Origin of the sequence: Bradyrhizobium sp. HKCCYLRH2047 (genome assembly GCF_051168175.1) — a bacterium.
In the GTDB taxonomy this organism is placed as follows: domain Bacteria; phylum Pseudomonadota; class Alphaproteobacteria; order Rhizobiales; family Xanthobacteraceae; genus Bradyrhizobium.
Map to the genome: position 1 here is coordinate 195,162 of NZ_JBNPUM010000004.1, position 22,864 is coordinate 218,025.

Here is a 22,864-nt window from a genome sequence, read left to right on the forward strand (position 1 = left end):
TCGGACGAGCAAAAGGGCCGCCGATGAGGCGGCCCTTTTTCATGGCTGGAGGCGGCTTCATCGCTGGAGGCGTCGTCGCGCCGTCGATGCGTTGCGGCTCAGATCTTCTGCCCCGCCGGCCCGACGCCGACGTTGATCATGATCCGCTGCACTTCGGTGCGGCCCTGCGGGAACTTGACCTCGAGCGTCACCGTGTCGGTGCCGGCGAAATCGGCCTTCGATTGGTAGAAGGCGATGAAGCCCGGCACTTCCAGGGCGAGGCACTGCTTGTAGTTGGTGGCACTGACCTTGCCGCGCTTGATCGTGACGGTGCCGTTGCCCGGCGGCGTCACCAGGCGGATGGCGGGAAGGGGCCCGGATGAGCAGTCGGACTGGACGTTGAGATAGATGCCGACCTGGATCGGCTTGCCGGCAACGCCCTTGGCGTTGCGCTCGACCGTGGTCTGAGCGGGAGCAGGCGCTGCGGCGCCGGGAGCCGGCGTCTGGGCTTGCGCCGAGGCTGCGGTGGTCGCCGCCAGCAGCGCCGCGACGGCTATTCCCGCGAACGCTGCCCGCCATTCTCTTCGCAACAGGTTCATCACCGCCCTCAGCCCCGCATTGTCCCTCAGCGCCGCCAGATTGCCGTATTCAAGCCGATCGTTCAACGGATTGCCGAACTTGCGGCCGACTTCGGCAGACCCCCTTCACGTCCGCCACGCCGCCGCCGGCGCGGTGTCATCGGATGGGTCCGATGACGTCATGACTGTTTCCTGCTGTTGCCATCCGTGTCTGCGCAACTGGTCCGCCTCGAGGAATGCGCGGAGTGGACGACATTGGAACGCAGTCATCGGGCTGACATCGATGCCCTCCGGGCGATCGCCGTCGTCATCGTCATCCTCTTCCACCTGAGGATCACCGGCTTCTCGGCCGGCTATGCCGGCGTCGACATCTTCTTCGTCATCTCCGGCTATCTCATCACCGGGCAGATCCTGCGCGATGTCGGCGCCCGGCGCTTCTCGCTGTCGGAGTTCTATCTGCGGCGGGCAAGGCGCATCCTGCCGGCGCTGGTTGTAACCATTGCGGCCACGTTCGCGGTCGGCTGGCTGTTCCTGTCGCCGGAAGCCCTGCGCCAGCTCGCCAAGGAGGCGACGCATGGGCTGCTCTCCATCGCCAACATCCAGTATTGGCGCGAGGCCAGCGCCTATTTCGCGCCGAGCGCGGATGAGTTGCCGCTGCTGCACCTGTGGTCGCTGTCGGCGGAGGTCCAATTCTACGCGCTGGCGCCGCTGCTGCTGATGTGGCTCGGCACGCGCCGACATATGTTCCGCGCCATTGCCGCGATCGGGTTGTTGTCCCTTGCCGCGGCCGCACTCTGGTCATCGCGCGATCCGGACGCCGTGTTCTTCCTGACGCCATTCCGGGTGTTCGAATTCGCCATCGGCGCGCTCGCCATTCCGCTCGAGGCTCGCCTGGCAGCGTCGCCGCGCGCCCGCTCTCTCGCCGCCGCCTGCGGTGATGTTCTGTTGTTCGGCAGCCTTCTCCTCATCGGCTACTATCAGTCCCAGGCAGGCGTCGCCGCGCTGCTGCCCTGCATCGCCACGGCCGTCATCATTGCGGCCAATGCCCCGACGTCGCTGGTGATGGCTCACCCGGTTCGCGTTGTCGGCGCCGCGTCCTATTCGCTCTATCTCGTGCACTGGCCGGTGATCTTCTTCGTCCGCTTCATCTTCGGCGATGCGGCGCAGACCGCGGCGGGACTGGCAGCGCAGCTCGCGCTGATGGCAGTGCTGACCACGCTGATGTTCGCCATCGTCGAGCGGCCGCTGCGGCGGTTGCCGTGGCCGCGCGTCGCGCAGGTGGCGAGCTTTGCAACGGTGCTTATCGTCGGTGCCGCGCTCACCCACGTCACGTTCCGCGCCAACGGCGTCGTGTCGCGGCTGCCCGACGATCAGCTCGCGCTGTTCCAGCTGCAGGGCTTCGGCCTCAACAAATGCGGCCGCGCCGTCGGCCGTCTGTGTGCGTTCGGCGATCTCGAGGGTACGCGCGGCGTCGAGCTGCTCGGCGATTCCTACGTTCAGCAATATGTCGCCGCGCTCGATGCGACGCTGAAGGCGCGCGGCATGATCGGGCACGTCTCCACCATGAGCGGATGTCCCACCCTCGCGGGGCTCACCGCCGAGGGACCTCGCGCCCAGGTCTGCGCCGAGCTGCGCGACAGCGAGCTGCCGCGGATCCGGCAGTCGCCGGCCGATTTCGTCGTGATCGGGCAGGCATGGCAGCACTATCTCGATCTCGGTGATGGGCCGGCAGCGCGGACCCGCAACGCCGCGGTCGCCGGTCATCTCGCCGAGACCATCCGTCTGCTCGACCGGCCCGGCCGGCATTTCCTCGTCGTCGGCGGCCAGGTCCGTCCGGTGAATTGCGCCTTCGATCAGTTGCGCATGCTGCCGGGGCCGCGCTGGCACGCGCCCGCCAAGCCGTGCGATGCCGTGCCGAAGAGCGAGGCAATCGCGACCAACCGCGTCATCGACGCCGTCCTGTCGGAGGCGATCAGGCCGCTCGCCAAGGTGACGCTGCTCAGGCCCTCGGAGGTCTATTGCGACCAGGATTGCCCGGTCGTCGAGGATGGCGTGTGGCTGTTCCAGGATGCCGGCCATTTCACCGTGGCCGGGGCCCAGCGCATGGGCGAGCGCGCCGCGCCGGTGTTCGCGAGGTTCCTGTCGGACGACTAGTTGGCGCTGTTCGCCGTCAGTTGCGGCGCGCTTGCGGCCGCGGCCAATGCCGGCGACGCCGCGACGATCCGTGGCCCTGCGAGCTCCGAACCCTGCGCCGTGAGATGGCCACCGTCCCAGGCGAGCGGCGCGCCGTCGGGGGTCTGGAGCGCGCAATCTCCGGCCGGGCACAGCAGCGCGAGCAGCGAGACGTAGTCGGTCCGCGCTGAATCCTTCAGCAGAACACGCATGAAGCCGTCGACCTCGCCGAGACCATCCAGCATGTGCCCGTCGGTCGAGACGCCGAAGCGCTTCGCGGCAATCAGCAGATGCGGCAGTGGGCGGTCGAACTGCGGGCTCGGCCCGACCACCACCACCTTGCTGCCGTTGTCCGTGATCGCCTTGATCGTGGCGAGCAGGCTCGCCTGTGCGGCCGGCGTCATCGCGGTGCGCGTCCAATTGCCCGAGAGAACGACGATGTCGGGTGTGAGCTCGCGCACCAGAAGTGGCAGCCGGCGGTTGAAATCCGCACAGGCGGCGGACTGGCCTGCTTCGGCGTGAGGAACGCATTGCGCGAGGCTGGCGCGCAGCAGCGAGGCCTGGGGCAGGGCTCGCTTCAGGCCAGGGATGAGGTGAGCAGCGTGGCTGTCGCCCCACACCAGGATGCGCGGGCGCGGGCCTTTGGCAAGGCACGACGGCTGCAACGCCTCGAAGGTCTGGCCCGGATCGAGGAAGCAGGTGCCGCTCTCATAGGCGGACTTATGATCGTAGCTGATGAATTCCGCCAGCGTCCGCTCCTGCGGCGAGAAGCGGGCGGGAAATCCGGCAAGCCCGATGATCGCGAGTGAGGCCAGCAGCACGACCGATGCGCTCGCGACCAGCGCGTGCGCCGTGACCGGCGACTGCGCGCGCCTCGCCGGCTGCTCGATCAGATAGAAGCTCGTCAGCGCCATCGCGGTGCAGGCGCCGAGCAGCGCCAGCTTGTGCTGAATCGAGCTCGGCGGACCCCAGACCGCCGTCGCCAGCGAGACGACGGGCCAGTGCCAGAGATAGAGCGAGTAGGACCACAGCCCGACCGCGATCATCGGTTTGACCGCGGTCAGCACGGCCTTGCTCGGGGACGGGTTGGCCCAGATCACGGCGGCGGCGCCGAGGCACGGCAGCAGCGCGGCCGTGCCGGGATAGGGCGTGTGCGGCGAGAACAGGTTGACGGCGGCGCCGAGCGCGATCCAACCCAGTGCGGCCAAAGTGATCCTGAGCCACTGGCTGTGCGGCGCCGGCGGGGCTTCCATGGCCAGCAGCGCGCCCAGCGCGAGCTCCCAGACCCGGGCCGGCAACAGAAAGAACGCGGCGGCGGGCTGCAGCCGGGTCTGGATCACGCAGAGCAGGAACGAGGTCGCGCAGATCCCGGCGAAGCTCGCAAGCATCAGCGGCCGCCGCAGCGCGAAGGCGGCGAGCGCCAGCATGGGAAACAGCAGATAGTACTGCTCCTCGACCCCGAGCGACCAGGTGTGCAGCAGCGGCTTGGTGATGGCGGCGGCGTCGAAATAGCCCTGCTGCGACCACAGCAGGACGTTGGAGCAGAAGACGAGCACGGCCAGCGCCTGCTGCGCCACCGCCACCGCGTCCCCAGGCAACAGGATCACGCTGGCGGCGAGCAGGGTCACGCACAGCATCGCCAGGGCCGCCGGCAGGATGCGCCGGGCGCGGCGCCGGTAGAACGCCGCGAACGAGAACGTTCCGGTCTGCACCTCCGCATGAATGATCCGCGTGATCAGGAAGCCCGAGATGACGAAGAATATGTCGACGCCGACATAGCCGCTGCGAAACGGCGAGATGTCGTAGTGGAACGCGATCACCGAGATCACTGCGAAGCCGCGCAGGCAGTCGATGTCGGGACGATAGCCGGTTGCGCTCAAGGGTTCTGTCCGGACGCTCGCATCTGGCGGCGGCCGTCAATTCCCGACGGTCACTGCACGCAGGCGACCCTGGTAGGCTCCGATTGCAACCGCATTGAGGGATTCCTGCGGCACCGTTGGTCGTGCAAACAGGACACAATGCCATCGAATTGAGATCGCAGCGGGAATCCGCGGCTTGCCTTCACAGACTTGCCTCAATGGCGTGATGGCCTTGCCGGAGTTCATGCGTCGAGCGAGCGTGTCATGCGTACATTGGGGCAGAAGGCCGGCCGGGCCGGATTGTTGTGCGGCGTTGTTCTATTTCAGGTTGTGGTTGGCGTTTCGCTTGCGCGAAGCGCCGAGCCGGGCGGCTCCTCACCACCCGCAGGCGAGGTGGCCAAGGATCAGGGCAAGGAGAGCGGGCCGTTCGGCGGATGCGAGCCGATCGGGTTGACGGCATCGGGCGAGCTGGTGTTCCCGCTGGACTGCAAGAAGCTGATCAAGAAGCCGGTCGAGGCGCCCGTCGCCGAGGACAAGACCCCAGCCGACGACAAGACCGCGTCGGTCGATCCCGCGCCATCCGTTCCGAGCCAGGCGGCCAGCGCCGACATTCCGGCCGGTCCCGAGGTCAAGCCTGCCGCGGCTGCGGAAGCGGTTGCGACGATACCCACCGCGTCGGCTGAGCCGAAGCAGGCCGCAGTTACGGACAAGCAGGATGCGGTTCAGAAGGCTGCGGCAGCAGAGCCAGTCGCCGGCAAGCCTTCCCTGACCAAGCCGTCCGTGAAATCGCCATCGATGGCGGCGCCAGCGACCAAGCCGCCCTCTGCCAAGTCGTCCTCTGCCAAGCCGTCCTCTCCCAGAACGGCCGCGGCCAATCCGCCCGCGACGACGCCATCCCCAGCCGGGGCATCATCGGCCAAGCCGTCATCCGGCAAGGCGGCCCAGGCGCAGGCCGTTGTGGTTGCCGCCAGGGATGCAGCGGTCAAGGATGCCGGCAGGACATCGCGGATGGTCGCCAGCCGGCCGATGATCGTGATGGCAAGGCCTGCCACCGCAACCCCGGCCTCGGCCCGGCTGCAGGCGGAGGGCAGGCCGCGACTGCGCACCGCGGGACTGCCGGCCTGCGTCCAATTCCGCAGCTACAATCCGGCGACGCACAGCTATCGCGGCTTCGATGGCCACACCTATGCCTGCCGGTGAGGGCTGACGCTCGAGGGCCGGTGGGTCTGGAGGGCGGCGGCGAGTGACGTGACAGCTGCCGCCCAAGGGCGGCAGCGAAGTCGGGCGGTGCGGCGCCGGAGCTGCTATAGAACCCGAGTCCTCATCTCCGTCCCTCGCCGCGGTTGCTTCCGATTCGACATGGCAGAGCCTCAGTCCGACCTGTTCGAGATGCGCCGGCTGGAATCGCTCTCCAACACCATCTTCGGTGTTGCGATGACGCTTCTCGCCTACGACCTGCCGAAGCCCAATTTCGCGCATATGCCCGGTTGGATCGACCTGGTGCACACCTATTCCGGGCGGCTCGCCGGGCTGGTCCTCAGCTTCATCATCGCCGGCGTGTTCTGGATCAGCCACCACCGGCGGCTGGCCCGGCAGCCGTTCGCGGGCCGGCCCGTGGTCATCCTGAATCTGTTCTTCCTGTTGTCGATCGTGCTGCTGCCGGTGACCAACGGGCTCTACGGCGGCTACAGGCTGAGCAGCGCGGTGGCCGTCCTCTATGGCCTGCATCTGACGATCATCGCGTCGCTGAACGCCGCGCTGTGGTGGCTCGCGCTTCCCAGCGGCCGCCATGCCGAAATCGCCGGCGCGATCTTTCCCGTGATCGTGTTCGTGCCGGGCATCGTCATCGCGGCGATTGCCCCGGAGTACGTGCAGTATTTCTGGATGCTCGGCTTCGGCGGCTTCCTGGCGCGGCGGTTCGTCCGCAGCCCGCCGGCGGCGCTAGCCGGCGAGCAGGCGGAGCTGCCGTAAAAAAACGCGGCGGGCCGTGAGACCCGCCGCGCTTCCGTTCTTGAACTCGCTGGTCCAGGGCCGAGACCGCCCCGTTGCCGAGCCGCGATGGCGCTGAAACGCTGACGAATCATGCGCTCACACGTCGCTCATGAAGAGCCGCTCAGCGGGCGATCCCAGCGAGGTGACAGCGCTTGGTGAAAGACACTGGATCACCTCCTTTCGTTGTTGATGGTGACCGGAATATAGGATGGTCCGGGCCGCGAGGGTAGGGGGGCCGATTACGGAACCCACCAGCCGCCGCCGTCGTGCTGCGCTGCGGCTCGGGTCGCGGATTCCGCTCGATTCCGGCCGTTCCAACCGCGGATCCCGATGCATCCGCCTCCAGACCCCGTGGCGAAGAGGTTGAGAGCCGCCGCGGACCATGTTAGGGAACGCCCCGATGCGGGTGTAGCTCAATGGTAGAGCAGCAGCCTTCCAAGCTGAATACGAGGGTTCGATTCCCTTCACCCGCTCCAAGGCTTCCGCGGCCACTCCGTCATCCGACCAGAAGCGATCCTCGTCATGGGGCGCTCACGCGATGTCGCAGTCCCAATCTTCTGGGGACGTCGGTTTCCCTGGTCGTCGGTGCAGACTCCCCAGCCGGTCCGGCCGATCAGTCGCAAGCGACGCGATTGCCCATCCGCCGGCACGTCCTGCCGTCGCTGAAATAGGTCGTGTTTCCGATCGTATGCGCCGACGTGCCATCGCTGTAGTAGGTGTGATTGCCGATCTGCTGCGAGCTGCTGCCGTCGTTGTTGTAGGTGAAGCGCCCGATCTGCTGCGACGAGGAGCCGTCGTTCCAATAGGTATTGTTGCCGATCCGCTGCCCCGACGTCCCGTCGTCGCACAGGATCTGGTTGCCGATGAGCTGGCAGGTCTCGGCCTGAGCTGCTGTCGCTGCCCACAGGCCGAAAGCGATCGCGAGAACGTGGCGCATGAGATCGACTCCCGAAATTGCAACATCCAATCTCAACCCCTGTGCCAGCGCAACCGGAAACGATCCGTGATGATCGGCGCGGATCAACGTCCGGCGCCGCGTGTCCTGGTCTTGCCGGCGGCTCCGCCGACCCGGAACGCCCGCATCTGGCCGCTGAGAAAGCGCAGCAGATGGCTGGCGGCATGCGGCAGCTCGCGGCCGCGCCGGGTGATGACGCAGGCTTCGCTCGACGACAGCAGGCGGTTGTCGACCGGCACCGCGGCGAGCGAGCCGTCGGCAAGATCGGCGGCGATCGCGAAGGCGGGCAGGAGCGTCAGGCCGAGGCCGCCCTTGACGAAGTGGCGGAGCACGTTGATGGAGCTGGTGGTGAGCTTCGGCGACAGGGCGATACGCTCGGCGGCCTCCGCCATCGCCACGATCTGACGCGTGCCGTAGCTCGCATGCATCAGGCCGAGCGGATGGTCGGCGAGCTCGCGCAGGCGCAGGGGACGGCCGAGCCGCGCCAGCGCGTGGTCCGGCGGCATGATCGCGCAGAGCGGTTGGCGGCTCGCGGTGGCGATCCGGATGCGCGGATCGGCTGATGGATTGAACACCAGGCCGATGTGATGGCGATCCTCGGCAACGGCATTGACGACCTCGTTGGTGCCGGCGAGGTCGAACGACATCGTGAGGTCGGGATGGCGCTGCCAGAACCGGCTGAGCGGGCCGGACATGAGATCGCTGACGAAACCCTCGCCGAGCACGATGTCGACATGGCCGCGCTTGAGGCCCTGCAATTCGCGCAGCTTGGCGACGGTGTCGGCCTGGTCGGCCTGCCATTGCCGGAAGCGCTCGACCAGCAGCGCGCCGGCCGCGGTGGCGCGGATGCCGCGGCTGAGGCGCTCGAGCAAAGTGAGGCCGAGCTCGTTCTCCAGCAGCGCGATCTGCCGGCTGATCACCGACGCGTTGACGTCGAGCGCTTCGGCGGCGGCGCGCACCGAGCCGAGGCGGATCGTCTCGTGCAGATAATGCAGGCGGTGGTGATCGAGCAGGGCGGACATGGCTTCGGAAACTGTTGACCTCAGGTCAACACTAGCGGCGGGCGGCGCTGATGTCTGCTCCGGAATCGTGCGGCTACGCTGCCGAGGCAAATCTGGCAGGAGGCATCGTGACCGCTGTTGGCATCATCGGACTTGGCAACATGGGGCGCGGTATGGCGCTGACGCTGAAGGGCGCGGGCTTTGCCGTCACCGGCTACGACACGCTGGCCGCGACGCGCGCGGCGCTGGCGGCCGAGGGCATTGTGGTTGTCGACGGCATCGCCAGCGTGATCGCCGCCGCCGACATCGTGATCCTGTCGCTGCCGACCGCCGGCATCGTCGCCGATGTCGTGGAAGGCGCCGGCGGCATCCTCGCGCATGCCAGGGTCGGCGTCGTCATCGTCGATACCTCGACCTCGCATCCCGAGACCTCGCGCCGGCTTGCGGCCGTTCTCAAGGCGCGCGGCATGGGCTTCGTCGATGCGCCCGTCAGCGGTGGCCCAAAGGGGGCGGCGACGGGCACCATGACCATGGTGATCGGGGCCGATGAGGACGACCTCGCGCGTGTGCTGCCGGTGCTGGAGCGGATGAGCGCCAAGCGCGTCCATGTCGGCGGCGTCGGCGCCGGCAACGTTGCCAAGATCGTCAACAATCTGCTCTGCGCCGCCCATCTGCTGACCGCCGCGGAGGCGCTGCGCATCGCTGATGCGGCGGGTGTCGATGCCGGGCGGCTGCTCGAAGGCCTGAATGCCGGCTCCGGCCGCTCCGGCGTCACGCTCGTCAACGTGCCCAATTGGATTCTCAACGGCGCCTTCGATTCCGGCTTCACCATGCAGTTGATGCGCAAGGACGTCAGGCTCGCGGCGCAGTTCATCGGTGAGCTCGGACTGTCGCTGCCGATCGCAAGCGATACCGCGCGCATCTGGGCCGACAGCGCCGCGAGCATCGCCGACGCCGATGATTTCAACCGCATCGTCGAGCTGCCGCTCGGCCCGATGCCGAAGCCGTGAGCGTACCGCCATGACCCATTTCATCGATCCCCGCCTGCGCGCCGCAGCGCTGCCGTTCTGGCCGGATCTGAAAGCCGTCGGCTCCCATGTCGGCGGCGACGTCATCGTCGGCGAAGGCGCGACGGTCTCGGTCAACGATCCCGCCACCGGCCGATTGCTGTTCACCTATGCCGATGCCGGCGCCGACGTCGCGGCCAAGGCGGCTTCTGCTGCCGCGGCGGGGCAGGCGGAGTGGGCGAAGCTGACCGCCGCGGGCCGCGGCCGCGTGATGCAGGCGGTGGCGCGGGCGATCCTCGCCGCGGCCGAGCCGCTGGCGCATCTGGAAGCGCTGTCCGCCGGCAAGCCGATCCGCGACACCAGGGGCGAAGTCGCCAAGGTCGCCGAGATGTTCGAGTATTATGCGGGCTGGGCGGACAAATTCCACGGCGACGTCATCCCGGTGCCGTCAAGCCATCTCAACTACACGCGCCGCGAGCCGATGGGCGTGGTGCTGCAGATCACGCCGTGGAACGCGCCAGTCTTCACCGCGGGATGGCAGATCGCACCGGCGATCAGCATGGGCAACGCCGTGCTGCTGAAGCCGTCGGAGCTGACGCCGCTGACCTCGCTGGCGCTGGCGGGGATCGCCGAACGCGCCGGATTGCCGAAGGGCGTCGTCAACGTGCTCGCGGGTCTCGGCCACACAACGGGGCAGGCGGCGCTGGCGCAGCCCGCCGTGAAGAAGGTCGTGTTCGTCGGCTCGGTGCCGACGGGGCGGCTGATCGGCGAGGCCGCGGCGCGCAGGCTGCTGCCGTCGGTGCTCGAGCTCGGCGGCAAGTCGGCCAACATCGTGTTCGCCGATGCGGACCTCGAACGCGCCGCCATCGGCGCGCAGGCCGCGATCTTCGGCGGTGCCGGCCAGAGCTGCGTCGCCGGCTCCAGGCTGCTGGTGCAGGGCGCGGTCTATGACCGCTTCGTCGATCTGGTCGCGCAAGGTGCTACGAAGATCAGATGCGGCGATCCGCTGTCGGCGGAGACCGAGATCGGGCCGATCAACAACGCCAGGCAATATGACCACGTGCTGTCGCTGATCCGCGAGGGCGCCGCCGAGGGCGCGGAGATCGTCACCGGCGCGAGCGGCGGCGTGGGCGAGGGCGGATATTTCGTCAGGCCGACCGTGCTCAAGAACGTCACCAACGCCATGGGCATCGCGCGCAAGGAGGTGTTCGGACCCGTCGTCGCCGCGATCCGTTTCGATACCGAGGCGGAGGCGATCGCGATCGCCAATGACAGCGAGTTCGGCCTCGCGGGCGCGGTGTGGACCAGGGACGTCGCGCGCGCGCATCGCGTCGCAGCACAGGTCAAGGCCGGCACGTTCTGGATCAACGCGTACAAGACCATCAACGTCGCCTCGCCGTTCGGCGGCTATAACAACAGCGGCCATGGCCGCTCCTCCGGCAGCGAGGCGCTGTACGAATACACGCAGGTGAAGAGCGTGTGGGTCGAGACCGCGGCCGAGCCGGCGGTGGCGTTCGGCTACGCGCCGGGCTTGCGCGACTGAGCAAGCATGGCATGATCGGTGCAAGAGCTGCGCGCCACGGAACGACCACTTAGTTCCGAAATAAGGAACGGAAACATGCCGCGCTTCGTCAACGTCGCCATTGGTCAGCTCGGCCCGATTGCCAAGAGCGAAACACGGACCGCGGTGGTTGCGCGACTGATGGCGTTGATGCGGCAGGCGCACGCCAATGGCTGCGACCTGATCGTCTATCCCGAGCTCGCGCTGACGACGTTCTTCCCGCGCTGGTACATGGCCGATCAGGCCGAGATCGATCAATATTTCGAGCGCGAGATGCCGGGGCCGGAGACGCAAGTCTTGTTCGCGCTCGCGAAGGATCTGCGCATCGGCTTCTGCTTAGGCTATGCCGAGCTCGCGGTCGAGGACGGCATCGTGCACCGCTACAACACCGCCATTCTTGTCGACAAGACGGGCACCGTCGTCTCGAAATACCGCAAGGTGCATCTGCCGGGACATGCCGAGCACGAACCGTGGCGCAAGTTCCAGCATCTGGAAAAGCGCTATTTCGAACCGGGCAAGAGCTTTGGCGTCGCCAACGCCTTTGGCGGCGTCATCGGCATGGCGATCTGCAACGACCGCCGCTGGCCCGAGACCTATCGCGTGATGGGCCTGCAGGGCGTCGAGATGGTGCTGATCGGCTACAACACGCCGGTGCATAATCCGCCGGCGCCGGAGCATGACGACCTTTCGCTGTTTCACAACCGCCTCGTGATGCAGTCGGGTGCCTATCAGAACGGCACCTGGGTGATTGGCGTCGCCAAGGGCGGCGTCGAGGAGGGCATCGACCACATCGCCGGCAGCTGCATCATCGCCCCTTCAGGCGAGATCGTCGCGGCCTGCGCCACCAAGGGCGACGAGATCGCGCTGGCACGCTGTGACCTCGATTTGTGCAGATCCTACAAGCAGACGATCTTCAACTTCGACGTCCATCGCCAGCCGCACGCTTACGGCATGATCGTCGAGCGCAAGGGCGAGACGCTGATGGCCGACGGCTCGCCGGTGCGGAAGGCATGATGCGTTCGGCAATCGCGCGCAAGTCCGTAGCCCGCATGAGCGCAGCGACATGCGGGTTCACACGAGGAGTCTCGGAGAACCCGGGGTCGCTGCGCTCGCCCGGGCTTCGATAGGCTTGCGCCCCATGCCTCATTTGCGTTCAAATGAACGCGCTCCACACGCGTGGCATGGGCCTTGCTTACAATTTCGGCAATTGAACTTGGGCATGTTGCATCAGGAGAGAACATGGATCGCAGAACGGTATTGAAGGGATTGGCGGGCGCGGGTGGTCTGGCGCTGACGGGATTTGCGGCGCCGGCGATCGCCCAAGGCGCTGCCGCACGCACCTTGCGTTTTGTGCCACAGGCCAATCTCGCCAATTTCGATCCGATCTGGGGCACCCAATATGTCGTGCGCAACGCAGCCGCGATGGTGTGGGATACGCTGTACGGCATCGACGATCAGTTCGTGCCGCAGCGCCAGATGGTGGAATCGGAGGAGGTGTCCTCCGACGGCCTGACCTGGACCTTCAAGCTGCGTCCCGGCCTCAAATTCCACGACGGCGAGCCGGTGCTCGCCAAGGACGTCGTCGCCAGCCTCACGCGCTGGTCGGCGCGCGATCCGATGGGCCTGATGCTCAAGGCGATCCAGAACGAGCTCACGGCGGTCGACGACAAGACCTTCAAATGGGTGCTGAAGCAGCCTTATCCGAAGATGCTGTTCGCGCTCGGCAAGGGCAACGCGCCGTGCGCCTTCATCATGCCCGAGCGCATCGCGCAGACTGATCCGTTCAAGCAGATCTCCGAATATGTCGGCTCCGGCCCGTTCAAATTTGCCAAGGGCGAGTGGGTGCCGGGTGCGAAAGCCGTGTTCGAGAAGTTCGCCGACTACCTGCCGCGCCAGGAGAAGCCGCTGTGGCTCGCCGGCGGCAAGCAGGTGCTGGTCGACCGCGTCGAATGGGTGATCATGCCGGATCCGGCGACGGCCGCGGCCGCGCTGCAGAACGGCGAGGTCGACTGGTGGGAGAACCCGATCACCGATCTCGTGCCGGTGCTGAAGGGCAACAAGAACATCGGCGTCGACATCGGCGATCCCCTCGGCAATGTCGGTGCGTTCCGCATCAATCATCTGTATCCGCCCTTCAACAATGTGAAGGCGCGGCAGGCCATCCTCATGGCAATGAGCCAGGAGGACTACATGCGCGCGCTGGTCGGCGACGACAATGCGCTGTGGAAGCCGCTGCCCGGCGTGTTCACACCCGGCACGCCGCTCTACACCGAGGAGGGCGGTGACATCCTGAAGGGCAAGCGCGACCTGGCGAAAGCCAAGAAGCTGCTGGAGGAGGCCGGCTACAAGGGCGAACCGATCACCTGCCTCGTCGCGCAGGATCAGCCGATCACGAAGGCGTTCGGCGACGTCACCGCGGATCTGCTCAAGAAGCTCGGCATGAACGTGGATTTCGTCGCGACCGATTGGGGTACGGTCGGCGCGCGCCGGGCGCTGAAGACGCCGCCCGCGCAGGGCGGCTGGCACATGTTCCACACCTGGCACGCCGGCGCCGACTGCATCAACCCGGCGGCCTACAACGCGTTGCGCGCCAATGGCGACAAGGCGTGGTTCGGCTGGCCGAACAGCGAGCCGGTGGAGAAGGAGATCACCAACTGGTTCAACGCCAAGTCGTTGGACGAGGAGAAGACCGTCGCCGCGCGCATCAACAAGGCCGCGCTCGACGACGTCGTGTTCGCGCCGACCGGCTTCTTCCTCGGCTACACCGCGTGGCGCAAGACCGTCTCCGGCGTGACCAAGGGGCCGATCCCGCTGTTCTGGGGCGTGTCGAAGACCGCATAGGCACTGACATCCATGCTCGCTTATGCGCTCCGACGCGTGCTGTCGACCTTGCCGGTGATGGCGATCGTCGCGCTGTTCGTCTTCAGCCTGCTCTACATCGCGCCGGGCGATCCCGCCGCGGTGATCGCGGGCGACCAGGCGAGCCCGGCCGATGTCGAGCGCATCCGCGCCAATCTCGGGCTGGACCAGCCTTTCCTGGTCCAGTTCGGAAGCTGGGTGTGGCGCCTGCTGCACTTTGATCTGGGCACCTCGATCTTCACCAATCTCCCGGTGGCTTCGATGATCGCCCAGCGCATCGAGCCGACCTTGTCGCTGATGATGGTGACGCTGTGTCTCACCATCATCATCGCCGTGCCGCTCGGCGTCATCGCCGCGTGGAAGGCCGGCACCTGGATCGACCGGATCATCATGGCGTTCGCCGTGTTCGGCTTCTCGGTGCCGGTGTTCGTGGTCGGCTACATCCTCGCCTATGTCTTTGCGCTGAAGTTCGATTGGCTGCCGGTGCAGGGCTACACGCCGCTGTCCCAAGGATTCTGGCCGTGGCTGCAGAACCTGATCCTGCCGGCGGTCGCGCTCGGCTGCGTCTACATCGCGCTGATCGCGCGCATCACCCGCGCCGCGATGCTCGAAGTGCTGCAGCAGGACTACATCCGCACCGCGCGCGCCAAGGGCCTGGGGCAGGGCGGCATCCTGTTCATCCACGCGCTGAAGAACGCGGCGGTGCCGATCGTCACCGTCGTGGGCATCGGCATCGCGCTCCTGATCGGCGGCGCCGTCGTCACCGAGAGCGTGTTCGCGATTCCCGGTCTCGGCCGTCTCACCATCGATGCCATCCTGCGCCGTGACTATCCGGTGATCCAGGGCATCGTGCTCTTGTTCAGCTTCGTCTACGTGCTCGTCAATCTCCTGATCGACATCACCTACACCCTGGTCGACCCGAGGATCCGCTATTGACCGTCACGACATCAACATCGCCGCCGCCGGGCCTCGTCCTCGCGCCTGTTCTGCCGGACCTGATGGTCGCGCCAAAGATCCGGCGCGGCGCCATCGGCTTCCTGCGCAACCATCCGACGGTCGCGATCGGCGGCGCGCTGCTGTTGCTGCTCGTCATCATCGGCGTGTTCGCGCCGTTCCTGTTCACCGTCGATCCGACCGCGATCGCGCCGGCCAAGCGCACGCGGCTGCCGTCGGCGGATTTCTGGTTCGGCACCGATGCGCTGGGACGCGACGTCTATTCGCGCGTGCTCTATGGCACGCGCGTCTCGCTTACGGTCGGGCTGTCGGTGGCGCTGGCGGCATCGCTGATCGGGCTTGCGATCGGCCTCGTCGCCGGCTTCCTGCGCTGGGCCGACGGCGTGCTGATGCGCTGCATGGACGGGCTGATGTCGATCCCGCCGATCCTGCTCGCGGTGGCGCTGATGGCGCTCACGCGCGGCAGCGTCGGCAATGTCATCCTCGCCATCACCATCGCCGAGATTCCGCGCGTCGCACGACTCGTGCGCGGCGTTGTGTTGTCCCTGCGCGAGCAGCCCTATGTCGACGGTGCGGTCGCGTCGGGCACGCGCACGCCGATGGTCATCCTGCGCCACATCCTGCCCAACACAATGGCGCCGATGCTGGTGCAGGCGACCTACATCTGCGCCAGCGCCATGATCACCGAGGCCATCCTGTCCTTCATCGGCGCCGGCACGCCGCCGACGATTCCCTCCTGGGGCAACATCATGGCCGAGGGCCGCGCGCTGTGGCAGGTCAAGCCCTACATCGTGTTCTTCCCCGCGGCGTTCCTCTCGGTCACCGTGCTCGCGGTGAATCTCGTCGGCGACGGCCTCCGTGACGCGCTCGACCCGCGCATGGCGAAGAGCCCATGAGCGGAGTGATGAGAAGCATGTTCGCCTGCGCCATCGCAGCACCCGCGCCAACGCTGCCCATGGCTCGCTCCACTCTCTCCGCCCGCCATTCCGGGGCAGCCCGTGGGGCTGAGCCCGGAATCCATAGCCACAAGCAGGTGTTGCGGGACAAGATCCCACCACGAGTGTGCCTCACACGTCGTCCCGTGGCTATGGGTTCCCCGACGCGCAATTGCGCATCGTGGCTCGCGCTGACGCGCGCCCCGGAAAGACTTGAGGAGAGAGCGGGGTTCGCTACTGAATTACTGAGACCTAGCAAGTTCATTTGCGGCCACGCATCCGCCGGCCAGGAGCACCCCTAATGCCGCTGCTCGAGGTCGAGAATCTCCAGGTGCATTTCCGCACCCCCACCGGCATCAACCGCGCCGTCGACGGCGTGTCGTTCCACGTCAACCCCGGCGAGACGCTCGCCATCGTCGGCGAGTCCGGCTGCGGCAAGTCGGTGACCTCGATGTCGATGATGCGCCTGATTCCGGAGCCGCCGGGCAAGATCGCGGGCTCGATCAAGCTCGAGGGCCGGGACATCCTGACGCTCAGCGATCGCGAGATGCGCGCACTCCGCGGCAACGACATCTCGATGATCTTCCAGGAACCGATGACGAGTCTCAATCCGGTGCTGACGGTCGGACGCCAGATCGGCGAGACCTTGCGGCTGCACCAGGGGCTCGACCAGGCGCAGGCCGAGGCGCGCGCGGTGGAGATGCTGACCCTGGTCGGAATCCCTGAGCCGGCACGGCGCGTGCGCGAATATCCACATCAGCTCTCGGGCGGCATGCGCCAGCGCGTGATGATCGCGATGGCGCTGGCCTGCAATCCAAAGCTCCTGATCGCGGACGAGCCGACCACCGCGCTCGACGTCACCATCCAGGCGCAGATCCTCAAGCTGATGCTGGAGCTGAAGCAGCGCGTCGGCGCCGCGATCATCCTGATCACCCATGATCTCGGCGTCGTCGCCGAGGTCGCCGAGCGCGTGATGGTGATGTATGCGGGACGCAAGGTCGAGGAAGCGCCGGTCAAGGAGCTGTTCCGCACCCCCCGCCATCCCTACACGCAAGGCCTGCTCGGCGCGCTGCCCAAGCTCGGCTCGTCGCTGTCGGGCGAGACGAAGCGCCTCGCCGAGATCCCCGGCCAGGTGCCGGATTTGAAGCAGCGCATCGAAGGCTGCGTGTTCGCCGGCCGCTGCGCGCTCGCGACCGACCTGTGCCGTCAATATGCGCCGGGGCTGGAGCAGAAGGCCGCGCACCACATCGCCGCCTGTCATTTCGCCGCCAAGGAGCAGGCTGCCGCATGACCATGCCGCTGCTCCAGGTCAACGACCTCAAGAAGCACTTCCCGATCTCCAGCGGGCTGTTCGGCCGCAGCAAGAGCAAGGTGCATGCGGTCGACGGCGTGTCATTCGAGATCGCGCGCGGCGAGACGCTCTCCCTGGTCGGCGAATCCGGCTGCGGCAAGTCGACGGTCGGCCGCGCCATCCTGCGGCTGTTCGACGTCACCGCCGGCCAGATCGTGCTTGACGGCCAGCGCATCGACGATCTTCCCCCGGGCAGCCTGCGCGAGATGCGCCGCCGCGTCCAGGTCGTGTTCCAGGATCCGTTCTCCAGCCTCAATCCGCGGATGCGGATCCGCGACATCCTGGCCGAGCCGATCAACAATTTCGGCCTCGCGAAGACCGCCGCGGAGCGCGACGCGCGCATCGCCGAGCTGATGGAGATCGTCCGGCTGCCGCGCGACGCCGTGAACCGCCGGCCGCACGAATTCTCCGGCGGCCAGCGCCAGCGCATCGGCATTGCACGGGCGCTCGCCGCCAAGCCCGATCTCATCGTCTGCGACGAGGCGGTGTCCGCGCTCGACGTCTCCGTCAAGGCGCAGATCGTCAACCTGCTGCAGGATCTGCAGCGCGAGTTCGGCCTGGCGCTGCTGTTCATCAGCCACGACCTCGCGATCGTCGAGCACATGACGCACCGCGTGGCGGTGATGTATCTCGGCAAGATCGTCGAGATGGCGCCAAGGCGGCAGATCTTTGCCACACCGGGTCATCCCTACACCAAGGCGCTGCTGTCAGCCGTGCCCATTCCCGAACCCGGCGCCGAGCGCACACCGATCATCCTCAAGGGCGACGTTCCGAGCCCGGTCAACCCGCCCAAAGGCTGCCGCTTCAACACCCGCTGCCCCCTGGCCTTCGACCGCTGCCGCGTAGAGGCTCCCGAGCTGCGGCTGAAAGGCGAGGACCAGTGGGTGGCGTGCCATTTGGAGAATGTGTAGTTACGTCCTTGCGCAGGATTGGCAAAGCGGCCGCCGAAGGCGGCGGCGTGCCCACTATGCAGGTGCAATGACAGCTTGATGCACGACCGCCGCGCCAATCACGGAGGAGAGACGGTGCGTTTCTCATGCGGATCTCGGTGCGGCGCGTAGCCCGCATGAGCGACAGCCGGCCCGTGGGACACGTCGGCGCCAGCCGACGTGCGGGGCCTCACGTGTCGTGTCGGTGAACCGGGATGTCGCTGCGCCCATCCGCGCTACGTGGCGACTGAACGAAACTTCGATGGCACGCAACATCGCTGCGCCGCGCGCCGTCGCTGCCCATCATGTTTTGAGGAACGGTATCGCAGCCGCGCCCGGTTGCGACCAGGCATCGGCTCACCGGGTACGGCTCTCGCCAGCTTTAGGCTGCAAGCGACCGATTGAATCTCGTCCAACAGAACGTCGCAAAGCGCGATCTGCGACAACAGGTCGGCCTCTAGGGACTGGCACGACGTCGGCCGATCGAGGCGCAGCTTTGCTGTGCGGATTCTACTTAGCGATTTCAATACTGCAGGATTGGACAGGTCGCCGCCTCGAATATTGGTCATCTTTGCACCACGACTACACCAGATCCGCCGCGGCAGGGCCGATTTGGTTCGATGCAATCGGTATGCCGCGAATTGGGGCGGGAGCGGACGACGCAACCTTGCGGTACCCTCCGGCGTCTGCAAAGCAGCGGCCAGGGACATCAATTGGCGGTTTACAGTCGTTTCCGAATTTGGAAATTGGCACGGTGTATGCTGGCCTCTGTACGGGTGCTTTGTTGTTGAGTTGACGCGTTGCTTGCCAGATCGCCAACTTATCGCCTTTGGTCGAGCGATTGGCGATCTGCTGATAACGTATTGCAGTGGTGCCAGATTGGAAGATGGTCGCTGTGCCCGGCGAGGGGATGGCATGGTGTACTGCCACTGAACTGGTAATGCCTACAAGATAAGTGATAGAATGCAACGTGACCGTCTTGATAAGCATGACAGAACTCACTCCATACCGACTCATATCGACAGGCGTGTGGACGTTGCCAGGTTCGCGTTGTGACGAAGTCATAAGTCCATCGTCTCGGTGACCTGCTTCGCAAGATCGGGTATCTCAATCGCCCAGCGTCGACGGTTGGGTGGCGCTTGTCTTGCTCTGCTGATCCCATTGCGCCTCAAAGCCGTCGAGCAGGTGGCGAGCGAGACCGGCTTGAGCTTGAGAGCCAATCATGAGGACTGTGTCCCATGGGACGTGTGTCAGTGTTCCGAACATCATCGTCTCCCGAAAGTGCCCCGGTTCTCAGCTTGTTCGGGTCACGTGCACCCTTGGCTGCCGCTGCCAGGATGCGCGCAGCGAGCTTTGACTTCATGGTGGAGTTCTGCTCGGCCTTTGCCGCCACGTTCGCCTCCTCGCTTGCCGCCGCATTCTGGAGAGACGGCCGCCTTGCCCCTCTCAACGAGATTGAAGCGCGTCGCGCGGCGATTCTGAAGTCATTCTCAAGTCCAAACTCTGCAAACATCGCTCAGGATTTGCTGCATCATTAGCCAATTACCGCCTTCAAAATAACATGCGATAAATCGGGGACGTGATCGAACTGTTGCGCCCGGCCGCCGGCCGCCCGACGGGAGCGTTTCCGATGTTGACTTGGATCAGTCCGGAAGACTTGCGCTCCAGTAGTTTGACACGAGCCTTATAAGCGAGGACTGATCCTTCGATGGACTTGGAGCGATCCGTGAGCCCGCTGAGCCGCGCTCCCGTCATTCGTACAGACGATCCGGAGGCGATGGAGCACGCGTTGCGGACGGTCTACGGGGCAACCGGATTCGCAGTCACCAACGCAGATGAATTCCAGGGGGTTGGCAACTATCTTCAGCTCGGGAGCATCGGTCTCGGCTTTTGTGCATATAGCGGGGCAAGGTCGCTCGTCGAGTTCCCGGAGAGCGACTTCGCGCGCCTGCAAATCGGCCTCAAAGGCAGCGCTTTGACCGTTCTAAATCGCACGGCGATCGCAATAAACGAGCGGCAGTCCTGCATAGTTGCGCCGGGCGAAGCCAACAAGATTGTGTTCGAGCCAGGTTATGAGCAGCTCATTCTTCGAATAAGCGCGAGGGCGTTGGAGCAGACATTGACGATGCTGCTCGGTGCAAAGCCAGCCGGTGTTCTCAAGTTTGATCCCATTGCCGCAGCGGTTCAGCCGAACGCTCTGGTCTTGCGCGATCTGGCGATGTTCCTCGCTCATCAGTTGGATGCGGCGGCGACAGAGCCGCCACGCACGGTGCTCGTCGAACTGGAGCAGGCTCTCATCGTTTCCTTCCTGTCGGCTCACCGCCACAATTTCAGCGAGCTGTTGAAGAGAGGCGAAAGAGATGTCACCCCGCGGATCGTTCGACTGGCCGAGGAATATATCGAGGCCTCTTGGGACCGCGCCATCACGATCGAGGAGCTGGCTTCGCAGACAGGCGTCAGCGTCCGCGCGCTCTATGCTGCGTTCAGGAAGAGCCGCGGATATTCGCCGATGGCGTTTGCGAAGACGGTGCGATTGCGTCGGGCAAAACAGATGCTCTCGGGGCCAAATCAGCGTACCTCCGTCTCTGCAGTCGCCTTCAATTGCGGTTTCGGAAATCTCGGACACTTCGCAAGAGACTATCGCGACGTGTTCGGTGAGCTTCCATCCGAAACTCTGTCACGCGCGCGGCGCGCCGCCTAGCTCGCCTGACAGACGCGTCGGCGACACCATTCTCAAGAGCGCTGGGGCGGCCTCAAAAGCTATATCGGCCTTCACGAAGATCGAGCTGCGACACCGCGCCGCTGACCGGGTTTTTCCCAGGTTTGAGTTCGGTCAATCTGAGATACTATCTTTGGATGAACCTTGACCGATCCGTAAGCCTGCTGAGCCGCGCTCCCGTCATTCGTACAGACGATCCGGAGGCGATGGAGCACGCGTTGCGTACGGTCTATGGGGCAACTGGCTTCGCAGTCACCAACGCAAATGAATTCCAAGGGGTAGGAAACTACCTTCAGCTTGCGAATATCGGCCTTGGCTTCTGTGCATATGGCGGGGGAAGGTCGGTCGTAAAGTTCCCGGAGAGCGACTTCGCGCGCCTGCAAATTGGCCTCAAAGGCAGCGCTTTGACCATTCTAAATCGCACGGCGGTCGCGATAACCGAGCGGCAGTCCTGCATAGTTGCGCCGGGCGAAGCCAACAGGATTGTGTTCGAGCCAGGTTATGAGCAGCTCATTCTTCGAATAAGCGCGAGGGCGTTGGAGCAGACACTGACGACGCTGCTCGGTGCAAAGCCGGCCGGTGTTCTCAAGTTTGATCCGATTGCCGCGGCGTTGCAGCCGAACGCTCTGGTCCTGCGCGATCTGGCGATGTTCCTCGCTCATCAGTTGGATGCGACGGCGACAGAGCTGCCACGCGCGGTCCTCGTCGAACTGGAGCAGGCTCTCATCGTTTCCTTCCTGTCGGCTCACCGCCACAATTTCAGCGAGCTGTTGGAGAGAGCCGAAAAGGACGTCGTGCCGCGGATCGTTCGGCTGGCCGAGGAATATATCGAGGCCTCTTGGGACCGCGCCATCACGATCGAGGGGCTGGCTTCGCAGACGGGCGTCAGCGTCCGCGCGCTCTATGCTGCGTTCAAGAAGAGCCGCGGATATTCGCCGATGGCGTTTGCGAAAACGGTGCGATTGCGACAGGCAAAGCAGATGCTCGAGGGGCCCAATCAGCGTACCTCCGTCTCTGCAGTCGCCTTCAATTGCGGCTTCGGAAATCTCGGACACTTCGCAAGAGACTATCGCGACATGTTCGGTGAGCTCCCATCCGAAACTCTTTCGCGCGGGCGGCGCGCCGCCTAGCTCGCCTGTCAGAAGCGCCGGCCAGGACCATCCCAAGAGCGCAAGAGCAGTGAGGCAGCAACGCGCGGCAGGCAGGTTGTGCCTGGCGACGGGTGCTGACGATGTCCGCTATTCGCGGGCAGGCTGAGCCTCCGTGCTGCGTCTGGAGGCAAAAGCGAACGAACTGCGACATTACAGGTGACGTGTCAGGGTCATTGCGCTCGGCGGCGGGCATGCTGCAGGACGGGGAAACGCGCGCATGCGACGATGTGGCGGGTAGCAGCACGCCATGGCGATTCACGGACCTCCGCTCGGCGATGCATAAAGCCGGTACCCCGCTTGCTCGCCAGAGATTGGAGGCTTCTCAGCCTGCGACCGGCCCGCCACACCAACGCAGCCAATCGTCCATATGCCGTGCCGTCGCCGGGCGGGTGCATTGTCAGGAGCCCGTATGGCCATTAAAGATTCCGGCCCAAACCGCGTCGGGATCGCAAGCCTTCCCGCGCGGTCCCGCGTTTGATGAGGCCGCCATGCATCTCTCCCACGATCCGACAGCACCGGCGGCAGCAGGGATCGGCTTTGACCAGTTCCTGGCCGTCGACATCCGCGTCGGCACCATCGTCGCGGCCGAGCCCTATCCGGAGGCGAAGAAGCCGTCGCTGAAGCTGACGATCGATTTCGGGCCCGGTATCGGCACGAAGCGCTCCAGCGCGCAGATCGCGGCGCTGTATGATCCGGCCACCCTGGTCGGCCGCCAGGTCGCCGGCGTCGTCAACTTCCCGCCGCGTCAGATCGGCAAGTTCATGTCCGAGGTCCTGACGCTCGGCTTTCCCGATGAGCAGGGCAACGTCGTGCTGTTCCAGCCCGACAAGGCCGTGCCGAACGGCGCGCGGCTGTTCTGAGC

Annotated in this window: 20 protein-coding genes and 1 tRNA gene; 16 read left to right on the forward strand and 5 right to left on the reverse strand. The window is 65.7% G+C overall.

Annotated features, from left to right (window positions below; all coding sequences use genetic code 11):
- Positions 1-98: 98 nt before the first annotated feature.
- Entirely contained in the window at positions 99-578 is a 480-nt protein-coding gene (locus ACQR1D_RS11235; RefSeq protein WP_434848750.1) for a hypothetical protein, read from the reverse strand.
- Between the two features lie 234 nt (positions 579-812).
- On the opposite strand from ACQR1D_RS11235, the gene ACQR1D_RS11240 reads away from it, so the two are divergent.
- The gene (locus ACQR1D_RS11240; RefSeq protein WP_434894020.1) at positions 813-2,711 is read left to right on the forward strand and encodes an acyltransferase family protein; all 1,899 of its coding nucleotides are present in this window, start codon (positions 813-815) and stop codon (positions 2,709-2,711) included.
- Here ACQR1D_RS11240 and ACQR1D_RS11245 read toward each other — a convergent pair.
- A complete protein-coding gene (locus ACQR1D_RS11245) occupies positions 2,708-4,609 on the reverse strand; it encodes an acyltransferase family protein (protein ID WP_434894021.1) in 1,902 nt (633 codons plus the stop codon). The two genes, ACQR1D_RS11240 and ACQR1D_RS11245, sit on opposite strands and share 4 nt — an antisense overlap.
- A gap of 372 nt (positions 4,610-4,981) precedes the next feature.
- Here ACQR1D_RS11245 and ACQR1D_RS11250 point away from each other — a divergent pair, with 372 nt between their 5' ends.
- The 3 genes from ACQR1D_RS11250 (at position 4,982) to ACQR1D_RS11260 (ending at position 7,056) form a co-directional block, all read left to right on the forward strand.
- Complete coding sequence (locus ACQR1D_RS11250; RefSeq protein WP_434894022.1) at positions 4,982-5,788, forward strand: hypothetical protein; 807 nt, start codon at positions 4,982-4,984, stop codon at positions 5,786-5,788.
- Between the two features lie 159 nt (positions 5,789-5,947).
- Positions 5,948-6,559 (forward strand): TMEM175 family protein, encoded by a 612-nt coding sequence (locus ACQR1D_RS11255; protein ID WP_434846301.1) that lies wholly within the window; start codon positions 5,948-5,950, stop codon positions 6,557-6,559.
- Positions 6,560-6,982: 423 nt separating this feature from the next.
- A tRNA-Gly gene (locus tag ACQR1D_RS11260) sits at positions 6,983-7,056 on the forward strand.
- A gap of 137 nt (positions 7,057-7,193) precedes the next feature.
- Here ACQR1D_RS11260 and ACQR1D_RS11265 read toward each other — a convergent pair.
- Together ACQR1D_RS11265 and ACQR1D_RS11270 are read right to left on the reverse strand one after the other, a co-directional pair.
- Complete coding sequence (locus ACQR1D_RS11265) at positions 7,194-7,517, reverse strand: hypothetical protein (RefSeq protein ID WP_316216017.1); 324 nt, start codon at positions 7,515-7,517, stop codon at positions 7,194-7,196.
- Between the two features lie 83 nt (positions 7,518-7,600).
- A complete protein-coding gene (locus ACQR1D_RS11270) occupies positions 7,601-8,557 on the reverse strand; it encodes a LysR family transcriptional regulator (RefSeq protein ID WP_316216018.1) in 957 nt (318 codons plus the stop codon).
- 107 nt (positions 8,558-8,664) lie between these two features.
- Between ACQR1D_RS11270 and ACQR1D_RS11275 the strand changes: the two genes are divergently transcribed.
- From ACQR1D_RS11275 to ACQR1D_RS11310, 8 genes are all read left to right on the forward strand, one after another.
- On the forward strand, positions 8,665-9,546 hold the full coding sequence (locus ACQR1D_RS11275) for an NAD(P)-dependent oxidoreductase (protein WP_434894023.1): 882 nt from the start codon (positions 8,665-8,667) through the stop codon (positions 9,544-9,546).
- A gap of 10 nt (positions 9,547-9,556) precedes the next feature.
- The gene (locus tag ACQR1D_RS11280; RefSeq protein ID WP_434894024.1) at positions 9,557-11,086 is read left to right on the forward strand and encodes an aldehyde dehydrogenase family protein; all 1,530 of its coding nucleotides are present in this window, start codon (positions 9,557-9,559) and stop codon (positions 11,084-11,086) included.
- 75 nt (positions 11,087-11,161) lie between these two features.
- The gene (locus ACQR1D_RS11285) at positions 11,162-12,118 is read left to right on the forward strand and encodes an N-carbamoyl-D-amino-acid hydrolase (RefSeq protein WP_315801008.1); all 957 of its coding nucleotides are present in this window, start codon (positions 11,162-11,164) and stop codon (positions 12,116-12,118) included.
- A gap of 225 nt (positions 12,119-12,343) precedes the next feature.
- Positions 12,344-13,945, forward strand: coding sequence for an ABC transporter substrate-binding protein (locus tag ACQR1D_RS11290; RefSeq protein ID WP_434894025.1), 1,602 nt, complete (start codon positions 12,344-12,346; stop codon positions 13,943-13,945).
- A gap of 12 nt (positions 13,946-13,957) precedes the next feature.
- Positions 13,958-14,899, forward strand: coding sequence for an ABC transporter permease (locus ACQR1D_RS11295; RefSeq protein WP_316177072.1), 942 nt, complete (start codon positions 13,958-13,960; stop codon positions 14,897-14,899).
- The gene (locus tag ACQR1D_RS11300) at positions 14,896-15,813 is read left to right on the forward strand and encodes an ABC transporter permease (protein WP_316237715.1); all 918 of its coding nucleotides are present in this window, start codon (positions 14,896-14,898) and stop codon (positions 15,811-15,813) included. The genes ACQR1D_RS11295 and ACQR1D_RS11300 overlap by 4 nt, the downstream gene beginning before the upstream one ends.
- 340 nt (positions 15,814-16,153) lie before the next feature.
- The gene (locus ACQR1D_RS11305; protein WP_316237716.1) at positions 16,154-17,143 is read left to right on the forward strand and encodes an ABC transporter ATP-binding protein; all 990 of its coding nucleotides are present in this window, start codon (positions 16,154-16,156) and stop codon (positions 17,141-17,143) included.
- A complete protein-coding gene (locus ACQR1D_RS11310; RefSeq protein ID WP_315801003.1) occupies positions 17,140-18,114 on the forward strand; it encodes an ABC transporter ATP-binding protein in 975 nt (324 codons plus the stop codon). The genes ACQR1D_RS11305 and ACQR1D_RS11310 overlap by 4 nt, the downstream gene beginning before the upstream one ends.
- A 600-nt stretch (positions 18,115-18,714) precedes the next feature.
- Here ACQR1D_RS11310 and ACQR1D_RS11315 read toward each other — a convergent pair.
- A complete protein-coding gene (locus tag ACQR1D_RS11315) occupies positions 18,715-19,122 on the reverse strand; it encodes a hypothetical protein (protein WP_434894026.1) in 408 nt (135 codons plus the stop codon).
- A gap of 329 nt (positions 19,123-19,451) precedes the next feature.
- Between ACQR1D_RS11315 and ACQR1D_RS11320 the strand changes: the two genes are divergently transcribed.
- The 4 genes from ACQR1D_RS11320 (at position 19,452) to ACQR1D_RS11335 (ending at position 22,862) form a co-directional block, all read left to right on the forward strand.
- The gene (locus ACQR1D_RS11320; RefSeq protein ID WP_315801001.1) at positions 19,452-19,670 is read left to right on the forward strand and encodes a hypothetical protein; all 219 of its coding nucleotides are present in this window, start codon (positions 19,452-19,454) and stop codon (positions 19,668-19,670) included.
- Positions 19,671-19,858: 188 nt separating this feature from the next.
- Positions 19,859-20,833: an AraC family transcriptional regulator gene (locus tag ACQR1D_RS11325; protein WP_434894027.1), complete on the forward strand. Its 975-nt coding sequence runs from the start codon at positions 19,859-19,861 to the stop codon at positions 20,831-20,833.
- 155 nt (positions 20,834-20,988) lie between these two features.
- Positions 20,989-21,981, forward strand: coding sequence for an AraC family transcriptional regulator (locus ACQR1D_RS11330; RefSeq protein ID WP_316216026.1), 993 nt, complete (start codon positions 20,989-20,991; stop codon positions 21,979-21,981).
- Between the two features lie 509 nt (positions 21,982-22,490).
- Entirely contained in the window at positions 22,491-22,862 is a 372-nt protein-coding gene (locus tag ACQR1D_RS11335; protein WP_315800998.1) for a tRNA-binding protein, read from the forward strand.
- Positions 22,863-22,864 lie beyond the last annotated feature (2 nt).

What these genes read in the sequence shown, in the direction of transcription:
- ACQR1D_RS11235 (WP_434848750.1), bottom strand. Translation starts at nt 578, where the DNA reads ATGAACCTGTTGCGAAGAGAATGGCGGGCAGCGTTCGCGGGAATAGCC.
- ACQR1D_RS11255 (WP_434846301.1), top strand. Translation starts at nt 5,948, where the DNA reads ATGGCAGAGCCTCAGTCCGACCTGTTCGAGATGCGCCGGCTGGAATCG.
- ACQR1D_RS11265 (WP_316216017.1), bottom strand. Translation starts at nt 7,517, where the DNA reads ATGCGCCACGTTCTCGCGATCGCTTTCGGCCTGTGGGCAGCGACAGCA.
- ACQR1D_RS11270 (WP_316216018.1), bottom strand. Translation starts at nt 8,557, where the DNA reads ATGTCCGCCCTGCTCGATCACCACCGCCTGCATTATCTGCACGAGACG.
- ACQR1D_RS11280 (WP_434894024.1), top strand. Translation starts at nt 9,557, where the DNA reads ATGACCCATTTCATCGATCCCCGCCTGCGCGCCGCAGCGCTGCCGTTC.
- ACQR1D_RS11285 (WP_315801008.1), top strand. Translation starts at nt 11,162, where the DNA reads ATGCCGCGCTTCGTCAACGTCGCCATTGGTCAGCTCGGCCCGATTGCC.
- ACQR1D_RS11290 (WP_434894025.1), top strand. Translation starts at nt 12,344, where the DNA reads ATGGATCGCAGAACGGTATTGAAGGGATTGGCGGGCGCGGGTGGTCTG.
- ACQR1D_RS11295 (WP_316177072.1), top strand. Translation starts at nt 13,958, where the DNA reads ATGCTCGCTTATGCGCTCCGACGCGTGCTGTCGACCTTGCCGGTGATG.
- ACQR1D_RS11305 (WP_316237716.1), top strand. Translation starts at nt 16,154, where the DNA reads ATGCCGCTGCTCGAGGTCGAGAATCTCCAGGTGCATTTCCGCACCCCC.
- ACQR1D_RS11310 (WP_315801003.1), top strand. Translation starts at nt 17,140, where the DNA reads ATGACCATGCCGCTGCTCCAGGTCAACGACCTCAAGAAGCACTTCCCG.
- ACQR1D_RS11315 (WP_434894026.1), bottom strand. Translation starts at nt 19,122, where the DNA reads ATGCTTATCAAGACGGTCACGTTGCATTCTATCACTTATCTTGTAGGC.
- ACQR1D_RS11330 (WP_316216026.1), top strand. Translation starts at nt 20,989, where the DNA reads ATGAACCTTGACCGATCCGTAAGCCTGCTGAGCCGCGCTCCCGTCATT.
- ACQR1D_RS11335 (WP_315800998.1), top strand. Translation starts at nt 22,491, where the DNA reads ATGCATCTCTCCCACGATCCGACAGCACCGGCGGCAGCAGGGATCGGC.